The organism is Mucilaginibacter lacusdianchii, from assembly GCF_009770985.1.
Taxonomy (GTDB): Bacteria; Bacteroidota; Bacteroidia; order Sphingobacteriales; family Sphingobacteriaceae; genus Mucilaginibacter; species Mucilaginibacter lacusdianchii.
The window spans coordinates 353,271-373,276 of record NZ_WSRW01000003.1; the positions used below are offsets into that span (position 1 = coordinate 353,271).

Consider the following 20,006-nt stretch of genomic DNA (forward strand, 5'->3'; position numbering starts at 1 on the left):
TTAAAATAAGTCGGTAATAGCGCCTGCGCTCATCCAAGTCATAATGGCTACTACCATTATACCCAAAAAGGTTAACCAAAGTGGCTGTTTATACTCGGCCACAATTTTGGTACGGTAAGCCGCAATCAGCATTATACTTAAAGCAATGGGGAGTATAAGGCCGTTTAAAGCGCCAACCATGATTAGTGTTTTGACCGGTTTTCCAACCAGCAGAAATATACAAGTGGAAACCCCAATAAACGCAATGATGATTTCCCGGTTCAATTGCATAATACGGGGATGAAAGCTTTTGATAAAAGAAACCGACGTATAAGCCGAGCCCACAGTGGATGAAATACCCGCCGCCCACAGCACTAAGCCAAATAATTTATAACCAACATTGCCTGCAGCCAATTGAAACACAGAAGCCGCCGGGTTATCAGGGTTTAGCTTACCATAATGGGTAACTACGCCCAATGCTGCAATAAACAGCAAAATGCGCATTAATGAAGCCAGACCAATAGCGCTTAAAGCCCCTTTATTTATTGCCGACAGATTTTCTTTACCAGTTTGCCTGGCGTCCAACAAGCGGTGAGCACCGGCAAACGTAATGTATCCACCCACGGTTCCACCCACAATAGTTAGTACAGCGGTGAAGCTGAATTTTGACGGATTGACAGACCGCACCATAGCCTCGGCCACAGGCGGATTACTGATGTAGGCAATATAAAGGGCTAACAGTATTTTGATTAGACCCATCGTTTTGGCAAACGTATCTAATACCTTACCTGCTTCGCGGTATATAAAAATTCCAATGGCAATAATGGCGCTCATTATAGCACCTTGCCCTACGTTTATACCAAACAAAACATTTAAGCCTAAACCAGCACCGGCAATGTTGCCAATGTTAAACGCTAATCCGCCTAAAAAAACCAGCATGGATATAAAGTATCCCAATCCCGGTAGCAACTGGTTGGCAATATCCTGTGCCGGTTTATCGGCCACAGCTATAATGCGCCAGATGTTCAATTGGGCAATGGCATCCAATAATACCGAAAGCAAGATAACAAAGCCAAAGCTAGCTCCTAATTGTTGGGTAAAGGTGGCCGTTTGTGTTAAAAAACCCGGACCAATGGCCGACGAAGCCATTAAAAATGCGGCGCCAATTAGAACGCTCCAGTTGTACTTTTTCATTTATAAACAGGAGCTTTTACGTTTACACCTTCGGCTTTTAGTCTTTGGCTGATGGTTTTCGCAAACTCCACTGCGTGTGCACCATCGCCGTGAAGGCACAGCGTTTCGGCTACCAGTGAGATGTTTTTTTGGTTAATAGATATTACCTGTTGTTGCTTTACCATGAGCAATACCTGATTGATAGATTGCTGCTCATCTGTAATTAAGGCATTGGGTTGGCTACGGGCGGTAAGCAAACCATCGTCCTGATAAGTGCGGTCGGCAAATACTTCGGAGGCTGTATAAATGCCGATTTGCTTTGCAGCCTTTATCATCTCACTCCCGGCAAGGGCATATAAAATCAGGTCGGGGTCAAAATCGTGTACGGCCTGTACAATAGATCGCGCCAAAGCCGCATCTTTTGCAGCCATATTATATAAGGCACCATGTGCTTTTACGTGGTGTAATTTGGCGCCTGCTGCTTTTACAAAACCATATAAAGCACCTATTTGATACAAGGTTATCTGGTAAGCTTCGTTTGCCGATATCTTCATCTCGCGGCGACCGAATCCCTGCAAGTCGGGCAAGCCAGGGTGTGCCCCAATAGCTACGCCTTTTTTTACAGCCATGGCTACGGTATGCTGCATTACGTCATGATCGCCGGCGTGGTAACCGCACGCAACATTGGCCGAGGTAATGTAATCCATCAAGGTTTCATCATTGGGCATTGGATAGTTACCAAAGGCTTCGCCCATATCGCAGTTTAAATCGATAGTTTGCATTTGTGTGCTATTTTGTAATTGTTTAAGCATACTTGCTTTTTATAGCGTGGGTAAGCTTTTGTAACTGTTGTTCCTGTTCAATATACAGCATTTCGGCTTTCTGGCGGCTGATTTCTTCAAATTGGATCTGGTCGCCTGGTTTTAGTTGCCCGCATAGCGGCACATCTACAGCTGCCACTTGGGCAATGCGCGGATAGCCTCCGGTAGTCTGGCAGTCGGCCATCAGTAATACAGGGTTGCCGCTGCCGGTAACTTGTATAGTGCCGGGTGTTACCGCGGTGGATAGTAATTCCTTGTGTATCCTGCGGTTTATTACGGGACCTTCCAGTTGATAACCCATGCGGTTGCTTTGTGAGGTTAATGTAAATGGAGTAGTTAAAAAGTTGATGATAGATTGGCTATTAAACCACGTAAACTCTGGCCCCGGAACCACACGGATGATTTTACGGTTAGAAGGAAGAAATGCGTGGCTCGTTAAGCTCCATGCAGGATATTTAAGATGTTCGCCGGTTAAACTATTTAATATTTTGGATGTTGTTAAACCGAGTTGGCTGGTGTTGTACAGTAGATCATTGCTCTGCAATAGCCTGCCATGTAAGCCACCTAACTGAGCGGTAGTATATGTGCTACGGCTACCCAAAACTACCGGCACATCAAAGCCTCCGGCAATAGCCAGGTAAGTGCGGCAGCCTGCCGGATTATTGGTTAAGTGCACAATGTTGCCTGCCGGAACAAACACGGGCCGATCCGTGGGTATAGCTTGATTATCGCACTTCAGCAATGCACCATCGCCGGAGTAAGCTATCAGTAAATCAGTTTCTGCCTTAAACGACGCTGAAGAATAAGTAAATTCAATAACCGCGTCGTTATCATCATTCCCTAAAACCTTATTAGCCAGTCGTGCTGCAAGTGCATCCATTGCACCCGAAACCGGCACAGCTTGCGGCAGAAAGTTCCATCGGCCTAAATCTTGCACCGTACTGAGTATACCTGGTTTAATGATGCGTATCTGCATGGTGACGGTATAAATCAAACTCGTGGTGAGGGATAGGTTCAAATTTAATGGTGTCGCCGGCTTGCAATAAGGCAGGTTGTGAGCGGCTAGCAGCAAATAAGGCAAGCGGTGTGCGGCCAATTAACTGCCAGCCACCCGGTGTATCTAACGGATAGACACCGGTTTGTTTCCCGGCAATACCTACCGAGCCGGTAGGTATTGCTTTTCGCGGCGTGGTTAAGCGGGGTGTTGCCAGTACTTCGGGCATGCCGCCTAAGTAGGCAAATCCAGGTACGAAGCCAATCATGTATACCTTATATATAGCCGAACTGTGCAGGTCAATCACTTTGTCGGTTGTAAAGCCGTGTGATGCTGCAACATATTTCAAATCCGGTCCAAATGTGCCGCCGTAGCAAACAGGTATGGTTATCATTTTGCCTAAGCCAGGTTGATCCTGAGCCAAGTGCTGCTTTAGTTGCTCCAAGTAATGCGTTACTTTGTCAAAGCAGTCTGTGCCGGGCAAATCTGACTGTATAACCAGCAAAGGATCATAAAATACTGTAAGCGTTGTATATGCCGGAACGGTTGTGTAAAAACCAGGAAAAGGTTTTCGATGTAAAGTATGGTTAAATTGGGTAATCTGTTGTAACGTGCTATCGTCAATGTCGCTTCCAAATACAACGCTGATGGCTCGTTCACTTAAAGAATAAGTGTTGAAAAAAATAGCGTTGTGCATTTGAGACGACATTCGAAGGTGAAATTTAATGATTAACACATTAACCATGCAAGTTTTTAACTAACATCGTTACACAAAGCATCATCTAAACCATTTTCCACATCTCGACTTTATGTTCATGCTTGGTTTATTTGGGCAAAACATAACCTTTGCATACGTTGTTAAGCCGTAATCTGAATGTGTGCCCGGTGGGTTAGTGATGCAAGGCTTTTTCATACTATCAATCTTACCTGTCTTAATGAAGAAACTGCTACTCTGCTTTTTGCTGTGTTTACCGTTAATAGTAATGGCACAGGACTCCGTATTATATCGCATAGTTTACATAGGTGATGCCGGCGAGCTTGATCCGCAGCAAAGCGGTGTGCTTAGGCACGCTGCCAATAATATAATTCCCGGTAAAAGCACGGTGGTTTATTTAGGCGATAACATTTACCCAACCGGAATGGGCCTGCCCGGAAGCCGTGAAGAAGAAGAAACGAAGAATATTTTGCAGTCGCAATTCAAGCCCATGCGGCAAAAAGGAGCGCCTGTATACTTTATTCCCGGTAATCATGACTGGGATCGTATGGGGCCGCGCGGACTGGCCAAAGCCAAACGGCAGTGGGAGTACATCGCCGAGCAAAAAGACTCACTACTAAAAGTGATACCCGAGGATGGCTGCCCCGGCCCGTACGAGATTAAGGTAAACAACGATATCACCATTATCGCATTCGACTCGGAATGGTGGTTGCACCTGTTCAGTAAAGATAATCCGAACGCCGATTGCGATTGCAAAACCAATGATGAGATCATTGCCAAGATGCGTGAGTTGCTTTACAAAAATCGTGATAAGATTATCATGTTGTGCGATCATCATCCTTTCCAATCGTACGGTCACCATGGTGGTTACTATAACCTGGCTGATTATTTTTTTCCGCTCACCTCAGTTAAACACTCTTTATATATACCGTTGCCTGGTTTAGGTGCGCTGTACCCATTTTTGCGCGCCAACTTTGCCACCGCACAAGACCAAGGGCACCCGCTGTATCGTAATATGGTGCAGCAAATTGATGCCGTTTTTGATGGTTTTCCAAACGTAATACACATATCGGGGCATGAGCATGGCCTGCAGTTTATCAATGGCAAGCAAATGCAGGTGGTGAGTGGGTCGGGGGCTAAGCAGGCCTTTGTAAAGAAAGGAAAAAATGCTTTGTACGCTGCATCAATTGGTGGTTATGTAACAGCCGATCTGCTTTGCAGCAAGCAGATTAAATTTACCTATTATGCCAGTGAAGATAGCGTTTTACGTCAGGTTTTTACTTATACAAAGCCTTATGTGTCTGTTAGTGAAGAATTAGAGGCAAGTGGTGAGCCACTGATGCAGGATAGTATTATAGTTAAGGCGCATCCGCAGTTTGATGAAGTAAGCAATTTTCACCGCAAATTGTACGGCGAAAATTACCGCAAAGAGTGGGCTGCCCCCGTGAAGCTGCCGGTCATCCGCATTAGCGATGCCAAAGGCGGTTTAAAGCCAGTACAATTGGGTGGCATTCACCAAACCGCATCATTAATTTTGAAAGATGCTCAGGGCAAGCAATGGGTGTTAAGCAATATCGAGAAGTATCCGGAGGTGATCTTAACGCAGGCACAAAAAGAAACGCTGGCCAAATCGTGGTTGCGCGATGCCATGTCGGCTCAGCATCCTTATGCTACTTTGATGGCACCGGTGCTGGCTAATGCGGTAAAGGTATCACATACCAACCCAATAATTGGCTGGGTATCGCCCGACGCAAAGCTGGGCTATTATAATAAGATATTTGCCAAGACTATCTGCATTTTGGAAGAGTACAACCCAGGCGGCCGGTCGGACAATACCGGCAACATGCTTAAATCGTTAGATCGCGACAATGATAATTTGATTGATACCGCCGAGTTTTTTAAAGCCCGTTTACTTGACTGGTTTATGGGCGATTGGGATCAGCAGGAAGACCAGTGGCGCTGGCAAAATCGAAGTGTTAATGGGCATAAGTATTATTTTGCTGTGCCTCGAAACCGCGACCAGGCATTTTATATTAACCAAGGCCTAATACCAAAAGTAAACTCCAGTATGTGGGTGGCGCCTTATTTAAAGGGTTACACGGCCGATGTTTCTGCAATTAACTTTTTTTACTACAGTGGTAGTTCCTTAAATACTCGTTTTTTGGCCGGACTAGACCATGACACCTGGAGGAGGCTAGCGCGACAAGTGGCGGCAGGGCTTACCGATTCGGTGATACAAGCTGCTTTATTAAAATTGCCGGGCGAGACTTATCGCATAAGGCATAACTGGTTGCAGAAACATATGCAAGAACGGCGGGATCACTTAGTAGAGGCCTCAGAAAATTACTACCGCTTTTTTAACTGCATTGTTGACATTAAGGCAACCGATAAGCATGAATTGATAACTGTTCAGGATACATCAAACGGTGACCTATACGTTACCATTCGTAAAATATCAAAAGCAGGCATTGAAAAGCAAGTGCTGTTTAGTCGTATTTACGAGCCAAGTGTCACTAAAGAAATTAGGATGTATGCTTCAAAAGGTGATGACAGTATATTGATCAACGTAAAGCATTCACCCATCAAACTGCGCATCATTGGCGGCACGGGTAGCAAGCGTTATAATGCACAAAATGCTACTGGTAGAATAGACGTTTATGAGAAACTAGATAACGCGACTTTTAGTGGCCAGGCACAAAGTAAATTAGATAAGCACATCAGTAAAGATTCATTAAACGTAAGCTTTGTGCCAACAAACTTATATAACACTTATGCTCCGGTGCTAATGGCTGGTTATAATCCCGACGATGGTGCATGGTTGAATGTGGGCGTACGCTTCGTTAACCAAGGATTTCGCAAAAATCCGGGTAATGTGCAGCAGTTTACGGCAATGCATGGTTTTGGTAATAACGCCAATAAGTTCGGCTATACCGGCCAATGGTATGATGCCATTGATAAGGCAGATATTGAAATAACCGGTAAAGTAAGCCTACCTAACGTAATTAACTTTTACGGCAGGGGCAACAACACTGACTTTGATAAGGTAGATGATTACAAAACATATTATCGTGCCCGTTTCAATTTGTACGATTTCAATGCATCCTTACGCTGGCAAAACGCCAGTGGGGTAACCAGCTTACGTATTGGGCCGGCTTTTCAGTACTATCATTTTTTACCGGATGATAAAAATAGGCTGATTTATAATACTAACCTGATACACAGTTACGATAGTACCACGGTAGCGCAAGATAAATTACATGCAGGTTTGTCTATTACCTATATCAACGACAAGCGGAATAATGCCGTGCTACCATCATGGGGTATCTATTTTGGCGTTAATGTAAAAGCAATGGCCGGATTAAATGGCAGCTCGGGTTCTTATGCGCAGGTGACACCATTAGTTGAATTTTATAAAAGTGTAACTACCAATTCTAGCTTTGTTATTATCGATAAATTGGGTGGTGGTTTAACGGTAGGTAAGGCGGCTTACTACCAGTCTTTATTTTTAGGCGGGCCGGATAACCTGCCAGGATTCCGTCAGTACCGTTTTGCCGGTCAGCAAATGCTTTATAATAATCTGGAAGCAAGAGTAAGGCTAAACCGTATGGCTACGTACATTTTGCCTGGTCAGTATGGTGTTACTGGCTTTTATGGAATTGGCCGGGTTTGGGAAAATAAAATGAATTCAACTGCTTGGCACAATGTAGTAGGAGGAGGTATGTATTTTTCTCCGGCAGATCTGGCTTTGTTGAAAGTTCAGGCTGGTTATTCGCATGAAGGTTGGTATCCGTTTGCCACTTTTACGCTAAGTTTTTAAGTGGCCTTTCTTAATAACAAGAAGTATTTTTTATTATAATGTCATTTCGAGTGATAACGAGATATCTATTGAAGCAGATAGACAGGTTAACTGTTCGCTTTTAGAAGATTTCTCGTTATCACTCGAAATGACATTTCCATTGAAAATTTTAAAAGCCTTCCCTAAAGGCAGACAACTTATTGAAAACCCAACACCGGATGAGGTATATACAATTCTTCCAGCTGTTTAACTTCTTCGTCCGAAAGTTTTACTTGCAATGCGGCAACGGCATCTTCCAAATGTCCCGGCTTGCTGGCACCTACTATAGGAGAGGTTATGTACGGTTTGCTCAGCATCCAGGCCAGTGCGATTTGTGCGTTGGGTACGCCTTTTTGATCGGCAAGGTCTGATACACGGTTTACAATTTCAAAGTCTGCGTCCTGTCCGTACAGTGATTTGCCGAAGGCGTCGGTTTTAGCACGCTCCGTTTCGGTACGCTCTTTACTGCGGCGACCGGTAAGCAGGCCACGCGCCAGCGGCGACCATGGAATGATAGCTATCTTTTGATCGATACAAAACGGAATCATTTCACGCTCTTCTTCCCGGTACACCAGGTTGTAGTGCGGCTGCATGGAAACAAATTTGGTCCATCTATTGCGCTCGGCAGCAAATTGGGCTTGGGCAAATTGCCAGCTATACATAGATGATGCGCCTATGTAACGCACCTTACCTGCCTTAACTAAATCGTGCAGGGCTTCCATTGTTTCTTCAATAGGGGTGTCGTAATCCCAACGGTGTATTTGGTATAAATCCACATAGTCGGTACCGAGGCGTTGCAGGCTGGCGTCAATAGCGCTCATGATGTGCTTGCGTGATAAGCCTTTGTCGTTTGGGCCGGGTCCCATGGGGTTAAATACTTTAGTTGCCAATACTACATCGTCACGTTTGGCAAAATCTTTCAAAGCACGGCCTACTACTTCTTCGCTGGCTCCGGCCGAATACACATCGGCAGTATCAAAAAAATTAATGCCCAGTTCTAATGCTTTTTGAATAAAAGGACGACTCTGTTCTTCATCCAGTGCCCAGGGCCAGCGCTCGGTAGGGCGACCATAGGTCATGGTGCCCAAACATATGCGCGATACCATCATGCCCGTGTTCCCAAATCTTACATACTCCATAATCAGTGTGTTTTTAAAGAGTACAAATGCCCGTCAGATAGGTTTTTATTCACGAAGAAAGATGGTTTAAGATTGTAAACATAAAACTACTTATTTGATATTGTGTGGCTTAATGTTTATACTTAAGCAGAAAAAAGTAGAAAAGTACTTATGTAAAGTATAAAAAGCAGGCGATTTGCATATTATTATTTTAATTATTAAATTAAATAGGAAGTCATATTGTCATTTGCATATAGGTATCCTTTATGCAATACAAAAGCTGTTAAACGAAACGTAGCCCGTATTGTACTTAAAAAGCGCCCATTTATTAAGCGATTAACAGTGCGTTCAATTTTTGGTGATGAATGTAATTGAGCGGACCACCTTCTAAAGTGGTAAGTGATTTTGACTTCAAATTGAGCGAAAATAAATTAAAATTAAGGCTTCGTAGAAGCGTTTAAAGGCGTTTTGAAATTTATGTTGTGTTTACTTTTAACAAATGGCACTTTTTTGGTGTTAAGCATACACGTCGAAATTTTTAGCTGATGAGTAGAGTATTTACTATAGTTGAGGGTCTTGAAAACTTAGGTGCGATGCGCACGGGCGGCCAAGGCTCAGTATATAAGGGTAGAAGAACAGGGCAGATATTAACAGCCGTTAAACTGCTGCCTACACCCATTCATAATGAGAGCGAGGATGATGCCAACTACCGCCGTTTTTTAAACGAAGTAGAAAAGCTTAAAAAGGTAAACGAGCAGCCTAGTCCGCATGTGGTGAAAATTCTGAGTTCCGGCCTTACCGAAAGTGGTAACTTCCCCTTTATTGAAATGGAATTTATTGAGGGGCCCGACCTGGCAGATCTTTTAGAGCCACCCAAAGGCGAAAAAGTTTTCACCATTAAGGAAACCATTAAAGTAGCCGAGCAATTGGCCTCTGCTTTGGCACACTGCCATGGGGTAGGCGTAAAGCATGGCGATATCAAAAGCAACAACGTCAAGTACAATGTGCATACCGGCAACTATGTACTGCTGGATTTTGGTCTGGCAGTGATGTCTGACGAACAGCGGAGAACCAGCATTCGGCATGCCGGGGCCATTGAGTTTATGGCGCCCGAGCAACATGAAGGTGTGATGTTGCTCGAAACGGATATATACAGCTATGGCGTAATATTATATGAACTGCTGGCGGGACAAGTACCTTTCCCTTTACATGACGGCGGTGAAACAGCCCGGAATGCGGTGATTGTATCCCATATGGAATCGGCCATTCCTAACTTTATGGAATTGCGCAGTAAAAACGTACCGTCTACATGGACTTATGAAAAGCAATTGCAGGAAATGCAGGTACCCGAATGGCTTTCGGGTATTATTCTTAAATGTTTGCATAAAGATCCTAAACAGCGTTTTGCCAATGGGGTAGAGCTGCATTATGCAATCGTGCAAGGGAGTTTATCTGCCAGTGTAAACAGTGCGCAGGATGTAAATGCGCTTGCCCGATTAACTGCATTGGAGAGTGAAAACAAACGATTGGAAAACTTATTGCTTCAATACCAGCAGGCTGATGCTGACAGGGAAACAACCGAAGAACCCGGTGGACCCAATGTGTCGGTATCTAAGCCATTATTTGCTGCTATCTTATTTATCCTGGTTACGTCCATGGCGTTTTCTATGTATACTTTGTTCTTCAAAAAAACGACACCATACAATGCAGCCGATAACGCCGCTTATCAGGATACCACCAGCACCATGCGTGTTGATACCGGTGGTGGGGTAGGCGCACCGGCTACTGAAGATCCGCAAACACCTGTAAATACACAGCCGGTGGTTCAACAGCCGGTAGATACTGCAGATTCTACGCCTAAAGAGCCGATCAAGAAACCTAAACCGGCTAAAGACAGTACCGAAACGGAAAAAAGTGACACTACAGAGGTAGAGCCCTTTTAAGTGTTTGGCAATATTTTGATGGTTGGCTGATTACGTTGCGCTCGCAAACATCAAAAGGCGTTTTGCTGTTCAGTACTCACAAACAAATTGTAAATCATTGGCAAAGCATTTTGCCTGTTAAATTGACGGGATTACCTTTTATGGAGTCTAAACCTAACTTTTGGCAACGCATAGGGTTGCAAGATTGGTTCCTGACCGATCAGAAAAATGATTCGGGCAGTCAGCCACAAGCATTAACGCCCGATAGCGTATATAAATATATCATTGACAAGTTTAAAGAATCCATTGCCGAGCTTTCATTTGCCCAACGCGTGGTTTTTTATCATGAGTATATTATCAGCTTTAGTCCGGATGATTATCATGCTTTTATGCAAAACAAGCAGGGCATCTTCGGCATTATCGTGCACGAATCAGTTAATCAGTTCTACGAGATATTGAAAGAGTACCGGGCACAAGGTAAAACCGTGGCGCCATCGGCCTCTAAATGGGTATTCCGTTTAGTGTCTCACCCCGATTATACCCGTGGCGATAAAGGCTTCATCGGCAAGCTGCTGCCCGATAACAATACAAGTCCTAAAGAAGAAAACCTGCGTGTTACGTTCATACCGCGCCAAACCGGTATTGCGCAAACCTTTGACGTAAACCAGGATGTGTTAAAGGGTTTTACTTACTACAGTGAGGGGTATTATGAAATACCTTACGATGAAGGTTTGGAACAGGATACGGCAACACCAGGCGTTAAATCAACGAACGATTCGGTGTTGGCTCGTTTAGAAACCATTTTTCCTAACCAGCAGTTTGCCGGTAAAAAGGTGGAATATTTAATGAAAGAAGAAGAAATTCTGGTATCGGGAAAAGATGGCGACCGTAAAGAAACCAACGTTTTTTGGATACCATCTGAGTGGGTGGATACACCGCATTTGGGCATTAAATATGTAAAAGGCGAGGATAAGTTTTATGTGGCCTCGTACGGAGAAATGACCACTTTAAATGAAGCGCCCCTAGAGCGTAGCGATTTTATCAACCCAAAATGGACAGAACTGCCGGTTAACTCCCGAATGTTGCTTAACGGCATTATCGGGATCAATATTTTTAAATCTTAAACAATGATGTCGCAGATATTATCAATTGGATTATTGGCTATTGGTGTGCTATTGCTGGCAACCCATTTTGCCGAAATTAAAAATTCAGGTAAACGCAATGGCTAATAACATATACGGACTAACAGACACTGGCCGGGTACGCGGCAACAACGAAGATACTTTTATTGCACTACCTGTGCTTGGCAACCAATATTTGCTGGCATGTGTAATTGACGGCGTAGGTGGCTACCACGGTGGCGAAGTAGCGGCTGAAATAGCCCGCGAACAGATATTGTACCAATTTGCCGTTAAACCCAGTGATATGAAAACGGCCATGCTGGAAGCTTTTAAACAAGCTAACGAAAATATATTTTCGGAACGGCAGCGGGTGAAAGAGATGGATAGTATGGCTTGTGTGGCAACCTTGGCCATAGTAGACATTGAAAATAATCAGTTACATTATGCCCACATCGGCGATACGCGTTTATACTTGCTGCGCGATAAATCTTTGATCAAAATCACCAAAGATCATTCATTTGTGGGCTTTTTGGAAGACTCGGGTCGGTTGACTGAATCTGCAGCCATGAATCACCCAAAGCGCAATGAAATCAATAAAGCGCTGGGCTTTGCCAGCCCCATCAATACTGACGGCGACTATATTGAAACGGGACAATCGCCATTTTTACCGGGTGATATGCTACTGTTGTGCAGCGATGGGTTAACGGATATGGTAGATAAAGATACCATCACCAATATCATCACATCTGACCAGTCGCTTCAGCAAATGGCTACTAATTTAGTAGAAGCAGCTAACCTTAATGGTGGGAAAGATAACGTAACAGTGGTTTTGGTGAAAAACGATAAGGCACCTGTAGTGCAGGAAGCCGTGCAACCGGCAACAGCCGTAAAAAAAAAGCCTGAGCCAAGTCCCCAACAGCCACCACTCCAACAGCCAACTAGACAACAACCTGTACAGCCAAAACCGCAACCGGTAAGCGCGCCGGTTGCCGAGCCTGTAGTTGCCGCTACACAGAAACCCAAAAGCAGTAGCAGCGGACTTACTATGCTTCTGGTAGTTTTATGTCTGGCGTTGTTGGCTTCAACGGTTTGGTTCTATCTGCAAAGCAAAAAAGGCGGGCAGTCATCAAGCACTGTTGTAAAACCAGACAGCGTCGCTAGAAATCCTTCGGAAATCAAGTTGCAACAACTTATTAATTCTGCCAAAGGCGATACTGTTTTGCTTACTGATTCGGCATTCAAATCACCTGTTGTAATTAGTAGTGCTATACAGGTTCAACAAGATACGTTATATATTAAGGCTAAAGGCAAAATTGAACTGAAAGCCGATTCGGCATATTCAGGCCCGGCGCTTTTATTGGCTTCTAACTGCAAAGTGGTGGTGCTGGATAGTTTGCAGTTTAGCAATTTCAAAGTAGGGATATCTGTTTTTAACGATGCGTTAAAGCTTAAACATACGCAGTTTAACCAGTGCCCTTCAGCTGTACAGGTTAACTACGCCCTGGCCGATAATCAACCAATTAATGGGCGTTCGCCGGTTTCAAAATTTAAATCTGACTCTCTAGCTTCATCTACTTCAAAAACTAATGGCTCCCGATAATACTATTCAACCTGCATCTGCCGGACGGGGTAAAGAACGTCTTTTCTTATTACTGATTGCTGTTGTTTTGGGCTTGTTATTTTACAGGCTTTACACGGTAATTCAACAGCGCTTTGCCGATGTTGATCGCCGTTTAAAAGATGGCACCATGGTAAACCTGAATGCAAAAGACCCAGCTGGTCATCTTAAAGTGCTGCTCGAAAAAGGTTATTACTTTGAAGATAAGCGGGATGTTGCATTGATAGAGTCGATTGTTGCAGATAGATATTCGTCTGATCAACAAACAGATAACATTGGTGAGCTCAACAAACGCAAATACTTTATTGATGCTGACGTAGCCTTTACCAAAGGCGGCGAATCATTTAAAAAGCGGGTAGTTGCCTCAAGGTCATTGTTGGGATACACCGGTGCCGACTCAGTACGTTTTGAACAGGAACGGACTAGTCCACCGCAACTACCATCTGCAACAGATCTAGGTGTAGGGCAGCATAGTTTGTCGGGCAATATTGTTAACGAACAGAAACAACCGGTTAGCGGCGTACTGGTGCGCTTACAAATGGTTGTTCCACAGGATAGTATTTTCAATGATGACGAGATAGAAAGCATCCGCATTAACAGAGAAGCAGGAGCCGGTTTTCGCAAAGAGTACTTGCCCGATAGTGCTGGAAAACGGCGTTTACAAAGCCTGACGGCTTTTGCCCGTACCGATGCCGAGGGGCATTTTGCATTTATGCACCTGCCTGATGGCAAAGCTTTCAGAGTGTTGCCTCTGCAGCCTGGATACCAGTTTGGTACTTCACAAGGCGTACAAGCCTTGGATGATGATGATGATGATGTGAACTTTAGACAGGCACCACATACTATTCGCTTGCTATCTACCCGCGATTTCAATATCCTGAAAAAAGAAAAATCTCTTATAGTACGCACTCCGCAGCAATTTAACCACTGGTACTGGATAATTGTAGGAAGCTTTTTTGTAGGTTTTTTGCTAGTGCATTTGCTGTTATCTATTCGCTTTAAGGCTGCTGATCAGTTACTGCTGCCATTGGTTATGATATTGGTGGGTATGTCGTTCCTGACACTATTAAGTTTGCAAGACCCGCTGCGTGACCGCTTTCTGGCGAAAGACAGTTTAACTTATCTGGGTATTGGCTTGCTGGCTATGTGCATGCTCATGTTTTTTAACATCAAACGCTTTACGGCCGATTCGGGTTTATACCGAGCTTTCGTATTCAGAAATACATCTAGTGCCGCCAATGGCTGGCCTTGGGCAGCTATGGCTATGGGATTGTTGTCGCTCACTATTTTGTTTGGTACAGGTCCTGAGGGTAGCGGCGTAAAAGTGAACCTGTTTGGCTTCCAGCCCAGCGAAATTGTAAAGTACCTCATCATCTTGTTTTTGGCAGGCTTTTTTGCAGCCAATGAGCGGCTTATTAGTGAGTATACTAGCTGGACCAAGCGCTGGTCGTTCTTTTACATAGCCTTGTTTGCTATTGTAATAACCTTGTTTCTGTTTCTGATGCTGGGCGATTTAGGACCGGCTATGGTGGTTTGTTTCACTTTTATTGCGCTGTTCTCATTCTCACGTGGCGATTTTATGTTTATGGCTGGGGCTGTAGTCATCTACGTGCTGGCATCATGGGTATTAAAGAACGTATGGCTGTCATTGTTGGTTACCGTGGCTACCGTAGGTTTGGTTATGCTATTTAAACGTCGCCAGCTTAGCGAATCGGCTGTGATGGTGCTGGTCATTATGGCTGGCTTCTTAACCATTGATAAAATTCCAAAATTAGATAAGTTAATTCCCGGCCCTGTGCAGCGATTGGTTGATCGTAAAGCCATTTGGCAGGATGCCTGGAACAACGAAGTATACGGTGGCGATCAGGTAGCTAACGGCCTATGGGCCATGTCGAGCGGTGGTGTATCTGGCCAAGGCATAGGCGAGGGTTTTGCCAAAACCATACCCGAAGCACATACTGACATGATATTGCCATCAATGGGTGAAGAGTTTGGATGGACAGGTATCGTCTGTATTTTTGTAATGTTTTTACTTTACCTGCACCGCTCAATTTTAATAGGCAGGCAAACAGGTACACCGTTTTTGTTTTACCTGTGTGCTGGTATTGGTATCTCCACTTTTGTGCAGTTTTTGCTGATAGCCGGAGGGTCTACCGGTGCACTGCCGTTGTCGGGAGTGTCATTGCCTTTTCAAAGTTATGGCGGTTCGTCGTTGGTTGCTAATTTACTGGCATCGGGTTTTCTGTTGTCTGCATCATTAGTGAAAGGTACGCCTGTGCAAATGAGTTACATCACTAAGCAGCAAGATCGCAACTTGGTGCCTGCACTGATGGCCGCTTGTATGGGTTTGTTGTTATTAACGGTAAACATATCCCGATATTTATTCAACAATAAAAAATGGGTGGTGCAGCCAGCGCTTGTAGCCGATAAAAGCGGCTTACGTATGTTTAGTTATAACCCACGTATCGCTATTTTGATGAATCGCCTGCAGGCAGGCTCATTATATGACCGCAACGGGCTAATATTGGCAACCAGTCATCCCGAACTGGTTAAAAAACAACGAGCGCAGTTAGCAGGTGCCGGTATGGCCAATTATAATCTGGATTCGGCTATGCACAAGCGTTTGGATAGATACTATCCATTTGATGAGCAAACTTTTTTTTGGATAGGTGATGCTAATACCGGTGTATTCAACGGCAGTAGCAACGGCTACTTTGCGGAATATGAACATGCGGCCGAGTTGCGCGGCTTTGAAATGCCCACTACCAATTACAATGTATTGGCTACCCGTTTCCGCGAAGACCGTTTATTGCCTAAGGGTGTTAAGGAAATGACCGTAGTTAAAAAAGATTACGGCGCTTTGGCCCCGTTACTGTTGGCCGGTATCAATAGTGCCGAAGTAGAAGCTTTCAAAAAACGTAACCGCGATGTGAAACTCACCATTGATGCCGGACTGCAAACCACTATCCAAAATTCATTGGCTACCGATACTTCATTGCTGGATAACCGCGTATCTGTTGTGATTATGGACGCTAATAAGGGCGATGTGCTGACCTCGGCTGTATACCCCCTGCCACCAGTGCATAACTGGGAACAATTGACTATGAGCTATTCCGAGCAAAACCAATTGGCCGGTTGGATGACTACGCAGGATTTAGGTTTTACCCTGGCCACACAGCCTGGTTCAACAGCTAAGGTGCTTACTTCTATGGCAGCATTCAATAAATTAGGAATGGCTGCTGTCGATAAAAAGTTCACCGTTAGTGCGGCCGAGCGTATCCGTACCAAAGGACTTGAGCCGGACGAAACTGGCGTAATATCGATGGAACGGGCCATTGTAAAATCTAACAACGTGTACTTTATCAAGCTGGCCAATGAAGAGCATTTGCAGGAAGATATGGCTAGCCTGTATTTAAAAACCGGTATGTTTTTGCATGGGGTAGGCGGTTATTATTACGGCCGGCAAACGGAAAATGCGGCGCAAGAAGAAAAGTGGCGCAATTTATGGCGAAAAACAGAGTTCAATACTAAGCCGCGGTACAATCCCAATAACATTCGCCGTACACGGGCCAAAGGCATTTCCGGTATGGCTTGGGGGCAAGGTGAGTTGATTGCTACACCAGCGGCAGTAGCGCGATTGGTATCGGGCGTGGCTAACAATGGCACTTTAGTTGACAGTCGTTATGTGCTCAAGGTCAGCAATTCAGAAAGTCAAAGTAAGGGTAGTATTCAACTGGCCGCCAATCCGCAATACGCACAACTCATTCAAAAATACATGATCGAGCAAAGTGCACCGAAAGCTTATACTCTTGGCATTGCAGTAGGAGGTAAAACCGGTACGCCCGAGCGTATTTGGAAAGGCGAACAAATTAACGATGGCTGGTATACCTTTTTTGCACCAAAGGCTAAAGGGCCGGGCTACATGGTGGTGTGTGTTCGTATAGAATCAACTAAAGGATCATCTGATGCAGTAAAGCTGGCCGGACAACACGTAGTGCCATATCTGCTTAAAAAGGGTTATATTAAAAGCCTGATAACGCAAACAACCGTTCAGCAGTAAGTTTAAATATATCCGAACAAAAAGAGATATTTGTGGTGCGAAAAATGACATAAAAGCATGTAAACTTTTATATAATTTTAGAGTCGGATACAATAAAATATACGATTAACTATGGTTTTCAATCTATTCAAAAGCGATACAGACGAGCGGCCCGACGACGTGAAAGGCGTACGCCAAGCGTTGCTGCGCTTTATTAAAGATGTTTTGCAGAAAGCCGAAGGTGGCGAGGGTGCTCACATCAAAGGCTTATGTCTTTTTATGGCCTGTAACGAAGACGATAAGCACGTTTACGAAGCTGCTGTATACTTAGAAGAGCAGGAACAATTTAAAAACGAAATTCAGCGTATTGCCGACGATTATGCCATCGGTTTACCGCCCAATTGGACGCTTGAGTTTATTTTTGGTGAAGATTATCCTACCGAAGCGATAAAGGCATCTAATTTGGATGCTGCACTATTTATCAAAACCAATAAGCATTTTATACAACAAAAAGCATCAGCTTATATCAGAGTTCTGAGTGGAGAAGCGGAAAAAAATGAGTATGCCATTACTTCTGATACAGGCAAGTTAAATATCGGTCGCGACCGCAAAGCGCAGGTAGATGATGGGTTTTTCCGAACCAACCATATTGCCTTTCCGTCAACTTCTGCTAACGATGCTAACAGATACATTAGTCGCCAGCATGCCCACGTTGAATGGAGTAATGATGCTGCCTGCTTTATGTTGTTTGCTGATGATGGTGGCGTACCGCCCCGTAATAAAATAAAAATCCGTTCTGTAGATAGTGAAGAGTTGATAAAGCTGCACTCTACACATATTGGCCATCATTTAAAAGAGGGAGATCAGATTGTACTAGGCGAGTCGGCCGTTATTGAATTTAGCTACAAGCCAGAAGAAGACTAACGAATGAGCAGAGTGTTTACTATAGTTGAAGGCTTGGAAAACCTGGGTGCTATGCGTACCGGCGGGCAGGGTTCCGTGTATAAGGGAAGACGCACCGGTCAAATATTGACGGCAATCAAAATGCTGCCAACGCCTATACATCATGAAAGTGCGGATGATGCTAACTATCGCAGGTTCCAAAACGAAGTAGAAAAACTTAAGAAAGTTAATGAACAGCCAAGTCCGCATGTTGTAAAGATTCTAAGTTCCGGACTTACCGAAAGCGGCTCTTTTCCTTTCATAGAAATGGAATATATTGAGGGGCCAGATTTAGCAGAATTGCTTGTTCCACCAAAAGGCGAACAAGTTTTTACAATTAAAGAAACAGTTAAAGTAGCCGAACAACTAGCCTCTGCATTAGCACATTGTCATAAAGTAGGCGTTAAGCACGGCGATATCAAAACCAATAACGTTAAGTATAACTTGCACACCGGCAACTACGTGCTATTAGACTTTGGATTGGCCATCATGTCGGATGAACAACGGCGAAGTAGCGTCCGGCATGCCGGCGCTATTGAGTTCATGGCACCCGAGCAGCATGAAGGTGTAATGCTGCCTGAAACTGATGTGTATAGCTTTGGAGTAGTGCTGTACGAGTTACTGGCTGGCCAGGTACCTTTTCCGTTGCAAGACAACGGCGAAACAGCCCGTAATGCAGTGCTGGTTTCTCATATGGAATCCCCAGTGCCCGACTTACGTATCGTACGCAGCAAAAACCTGCCGAGCAGTTGGACCGCCGATAAGCAACAATCGGAAATGCAGGTGCCGCAGTGGCTGTTGGATGTTATTGACTGCTGTTTAAAGAAAAAACCGTTAGAACGTTTCAGGACAGGAGTAGAGTTGCATCAGGCCATCAATTCTGGTATGGTATCCGTTTCAGTGCAGGGTAACCAGTTACAGGCGGTACAGCAGATTACCGAGTTACAAGATGAGAACCAACGGTTAGAAAAGCTTTTGTTTCAGTACCAACAAAGTGACTCCGAAAAAGATAAGAAGGTAGATACACTGCAAACAATGCTCTTGCAAGCTGGCGGTACGTTCAATTCAGAAAAAGGCATAGTTGAGTTAACTAAATCTACCGTACATATTTCCAAAAGGTTATTTTATGGAATAATTGGTTTTGCAACCTTGTTTATGCTATTATTCATTTTTTCATTCCTGAATAAGAAAGACGGAGATGGTAGCAACAATGTTTATAAAACTTACGAACCATATCTAAGCTTGCCGGTAAAATCTGAAATGGAAAAAGCTTTAGCACTGAAACCATATACTTATGACAGCTTAATTGTTGACCAAGCGGAATCAAACGCCCGGCGTGCTGCTGCATGGCGACGAAGTCACCCGCCTATACATCATCAATGGAAAGTGAAGAAGAATAAGAGTTGGTTTAGCATATTCTTTTAACAAATAGAGACTTATGTATTTGTATATGTTAACTATAAAATATATATTTTCACTAAATGGAAAATATGCCAATTATTAAGCTTACCTTGCGAGCTTAGTAAAAAATATAATGCAAAAAGAAGGAACAGTAAAGTTTTTCAACACCGAGAAAGGTTTTGGATTCATTTCACAGAGTGATAACAGAGACGACGTTTTTGTACACTCAACTGGCCTCATCGATCAAATTCGTGAAAACGACAAAGTATCATTCGATGTGGAACAAGGTCGTAAAGGCCTTAATGCGGTAAATGTAAAAGTAATTTAA

General features: G+C 44.0%; 13 protein-coding genes. 8 read left to right on the forward strand and 5 right to left on the reverse strand.

What is annotated here, in order from left to right; all coding sequences use genetic code 11:
• Genes GPM24_RS14935 through pxpB form a run of 4 tightly spaced genes read right to left on the reverse strand, consistent with a single transcriptional unit; the run spans position 1 to position 3,676 of the window.
• On the reverse strand, positions 1 to 1,173 hold the full coding sequence (locus GPM24_RS14935) for an NRAMP family divalent metal transporter (RefSeq protein WP_158827605.1): 1,173 nt from the start codon (positions 1,171 to 1,173) through the stop codon (positions 1 to 3).
• On the reverse strand, positions 1,170 to 1,964 hold the full coding sequence (locus tag GPM24_RS14940) for a LamB/YcsF family protein (protein WP_233268870.1): 795 nt from the start codon (positions 1,962 to 1,964) through the stop codon (positions 1,170 to 1,172). The genes GPM24_RS14935 and GPM24_RS14940 overlap by 4 nt, the downstream gene beginning before the upstream one ends.
• Entirely contained in the window at positions 1,957 to 2,949 is a 993-nt protein-coding gene (locus tag GPM24_RS14945; RefSeq protein WP_158827606.1) for a 5-oxoprolinase subunit C family protein, read from the reverse strand. The genes GPM24_RS14940 and GPM24_RS14945 overlap by 8 nt, the downstream gene beginning before the upstream one ends.
• On the reverse strand, positions 2,930 to 3,676 hold the full coding sequence (gene pxpB, locus GPM24_RS14950; protein ID WP_233268871.1) for a 5-oxoprolinase subunit PxpB: 747 nt from the start codon (positions 3,674 to 3,676) through the stop codon (positions 2,930 to 2,932). The genes GPM24_RS14945 and pxpB overlap by 20 nt, the downstream gene beginning before the upstream one ends.
• A gap of 274 nt (positions 3,677 to 3,950) precedes the next feature.
• Between pxpB and GPM24_RS14955 the strand changes: the two genes are divergently transcribed.
• Complete coding sequence (locus GPM24_RS14955; protein WP_158827607.1) at positions 3,951 to 7,499, forward strand: BamA/TamA family outer membrane protein; 3,549 nt, start codon at positions 3,951 to 3,953, stop codon at positions 7,497 to 7,499.
• A gap of 176 nt (positions 7,500 to 7,675) precedes the next feature.
• Here the strand turns inward: GPM24_RS14955 and GPM24_RS14960 are convergent, their stop codons facing one another.
• Complete coding sequence (locus tag GPM24_RS14960; RefSeq protein ID WP_158827609.1) at positions 7,676 to 8,656, reverse strand: aldo/keto reductase; 981 nt, start codon at positions 8,654 to 8,656, stop codon at positions 7,676 to 7,678.
• Positions 8,657 to 9,180: 524 nt separating this feature from the next.
• Between GPM24_RS14960 and GPM24_RS14965 the strand changes: the two genes are divergently transcribed.
• The 7 genes from GPM24_RS14965 (at position 9,181) to GPM24_RS14995 (ending at position 20,006) form a co-directional block, all read left to right on the forward strand.
• Positions 9,181 to 10,578: a serine/threonine-protein kinase gene (locus tag GPM24_RS14965; RefSeq protein WP_158827611.1), complete on the forward strand. Its 1,398-nt coding sequence runs from the start codon at positions 9,181 to 9,183 to the stop codon at positions 10,576 to 10,578.
• A gap of 140 nt (positions 10,579 to 10,718) precedes the next feature.
• Positions 10,719 to 11,681: a hypothetical protein gene (locus GPM24_RS14970; protein ID WP_158827613.1), complete on the forward strand. Its 963-nt coding sequence runs from the start codon at positions 10,719 to 10,721 to the stop codon at positions 11,679 to 11,681.
• A gap of 97 nt (positions 11,682 to 11,778) precedes the next feature.
• On the forward strand, positions 11,779 to 13,278 hold the full coding sequence (locus GPM24_RS14975; protein WP_158827615.1) for a PP2C family protein-serine/threonine phosphatase: 1,500 nt from the start codon (positions 11,779 to 11,781) through the stop codon (positions 13,276 to 13,278).
• Positions 13,265 to 17,356: an FtsW/RodA/SpoVE family cell cycle protein gene (locus tag GPM24_RS14980; RefSeq protein ID WP_158827617.1), complete on the forward strand. Its 4,092-nt coding sequence runs from the start codon at positions 13,265 to 13,267 to the stop codon at positions 17,354 to 17,356. Before GPM24_RS14975 ends, GPM24_RS14980 begins: the two co-directional genes overlap by 14 nt.
• Positions 17,357 to 17,467: 111 nt before the next feature.
• Positions 17,468 to 18,259 carry an FHA domain-containing protein gene (locus GPM24_RS14985; RefSeq protein WP_158827619.1) on the forward strand — a complete coding sequence of 264 codons (792 nt, stop codon included), beginning with the start codon at positions 17,468 to 17,470 and terminating at the stop codon, positions 18,257 to 18,259.
• Between the two features lie 3 nt (positions 18,260 to 18,262).
• Positions 18,263 to 19,702, forward strand: a complete 1,440-nt coding sequence (locus GPM24_RS14990) for a serine/threonine protein kinase (protein ID WP_158827621.1) — start codon at positions 18,263 to 18,265, stop codon at positions 19,700 to 19,702.
• 109 nt (positions 19,703 to 19,811) lie between these two features.
• The gene (locus tag GPM24_RS14995) at positions 19,812 to 20,006 is read left to right on the forward strand and encodes a cold-shock protein (RefSeq protein ID WP_158827623.1); all 195 of its coding nucleotides are present in this window, start codon (positions 19,812 to 19,814) and stop codon (positions 20,004 to 20,006) included.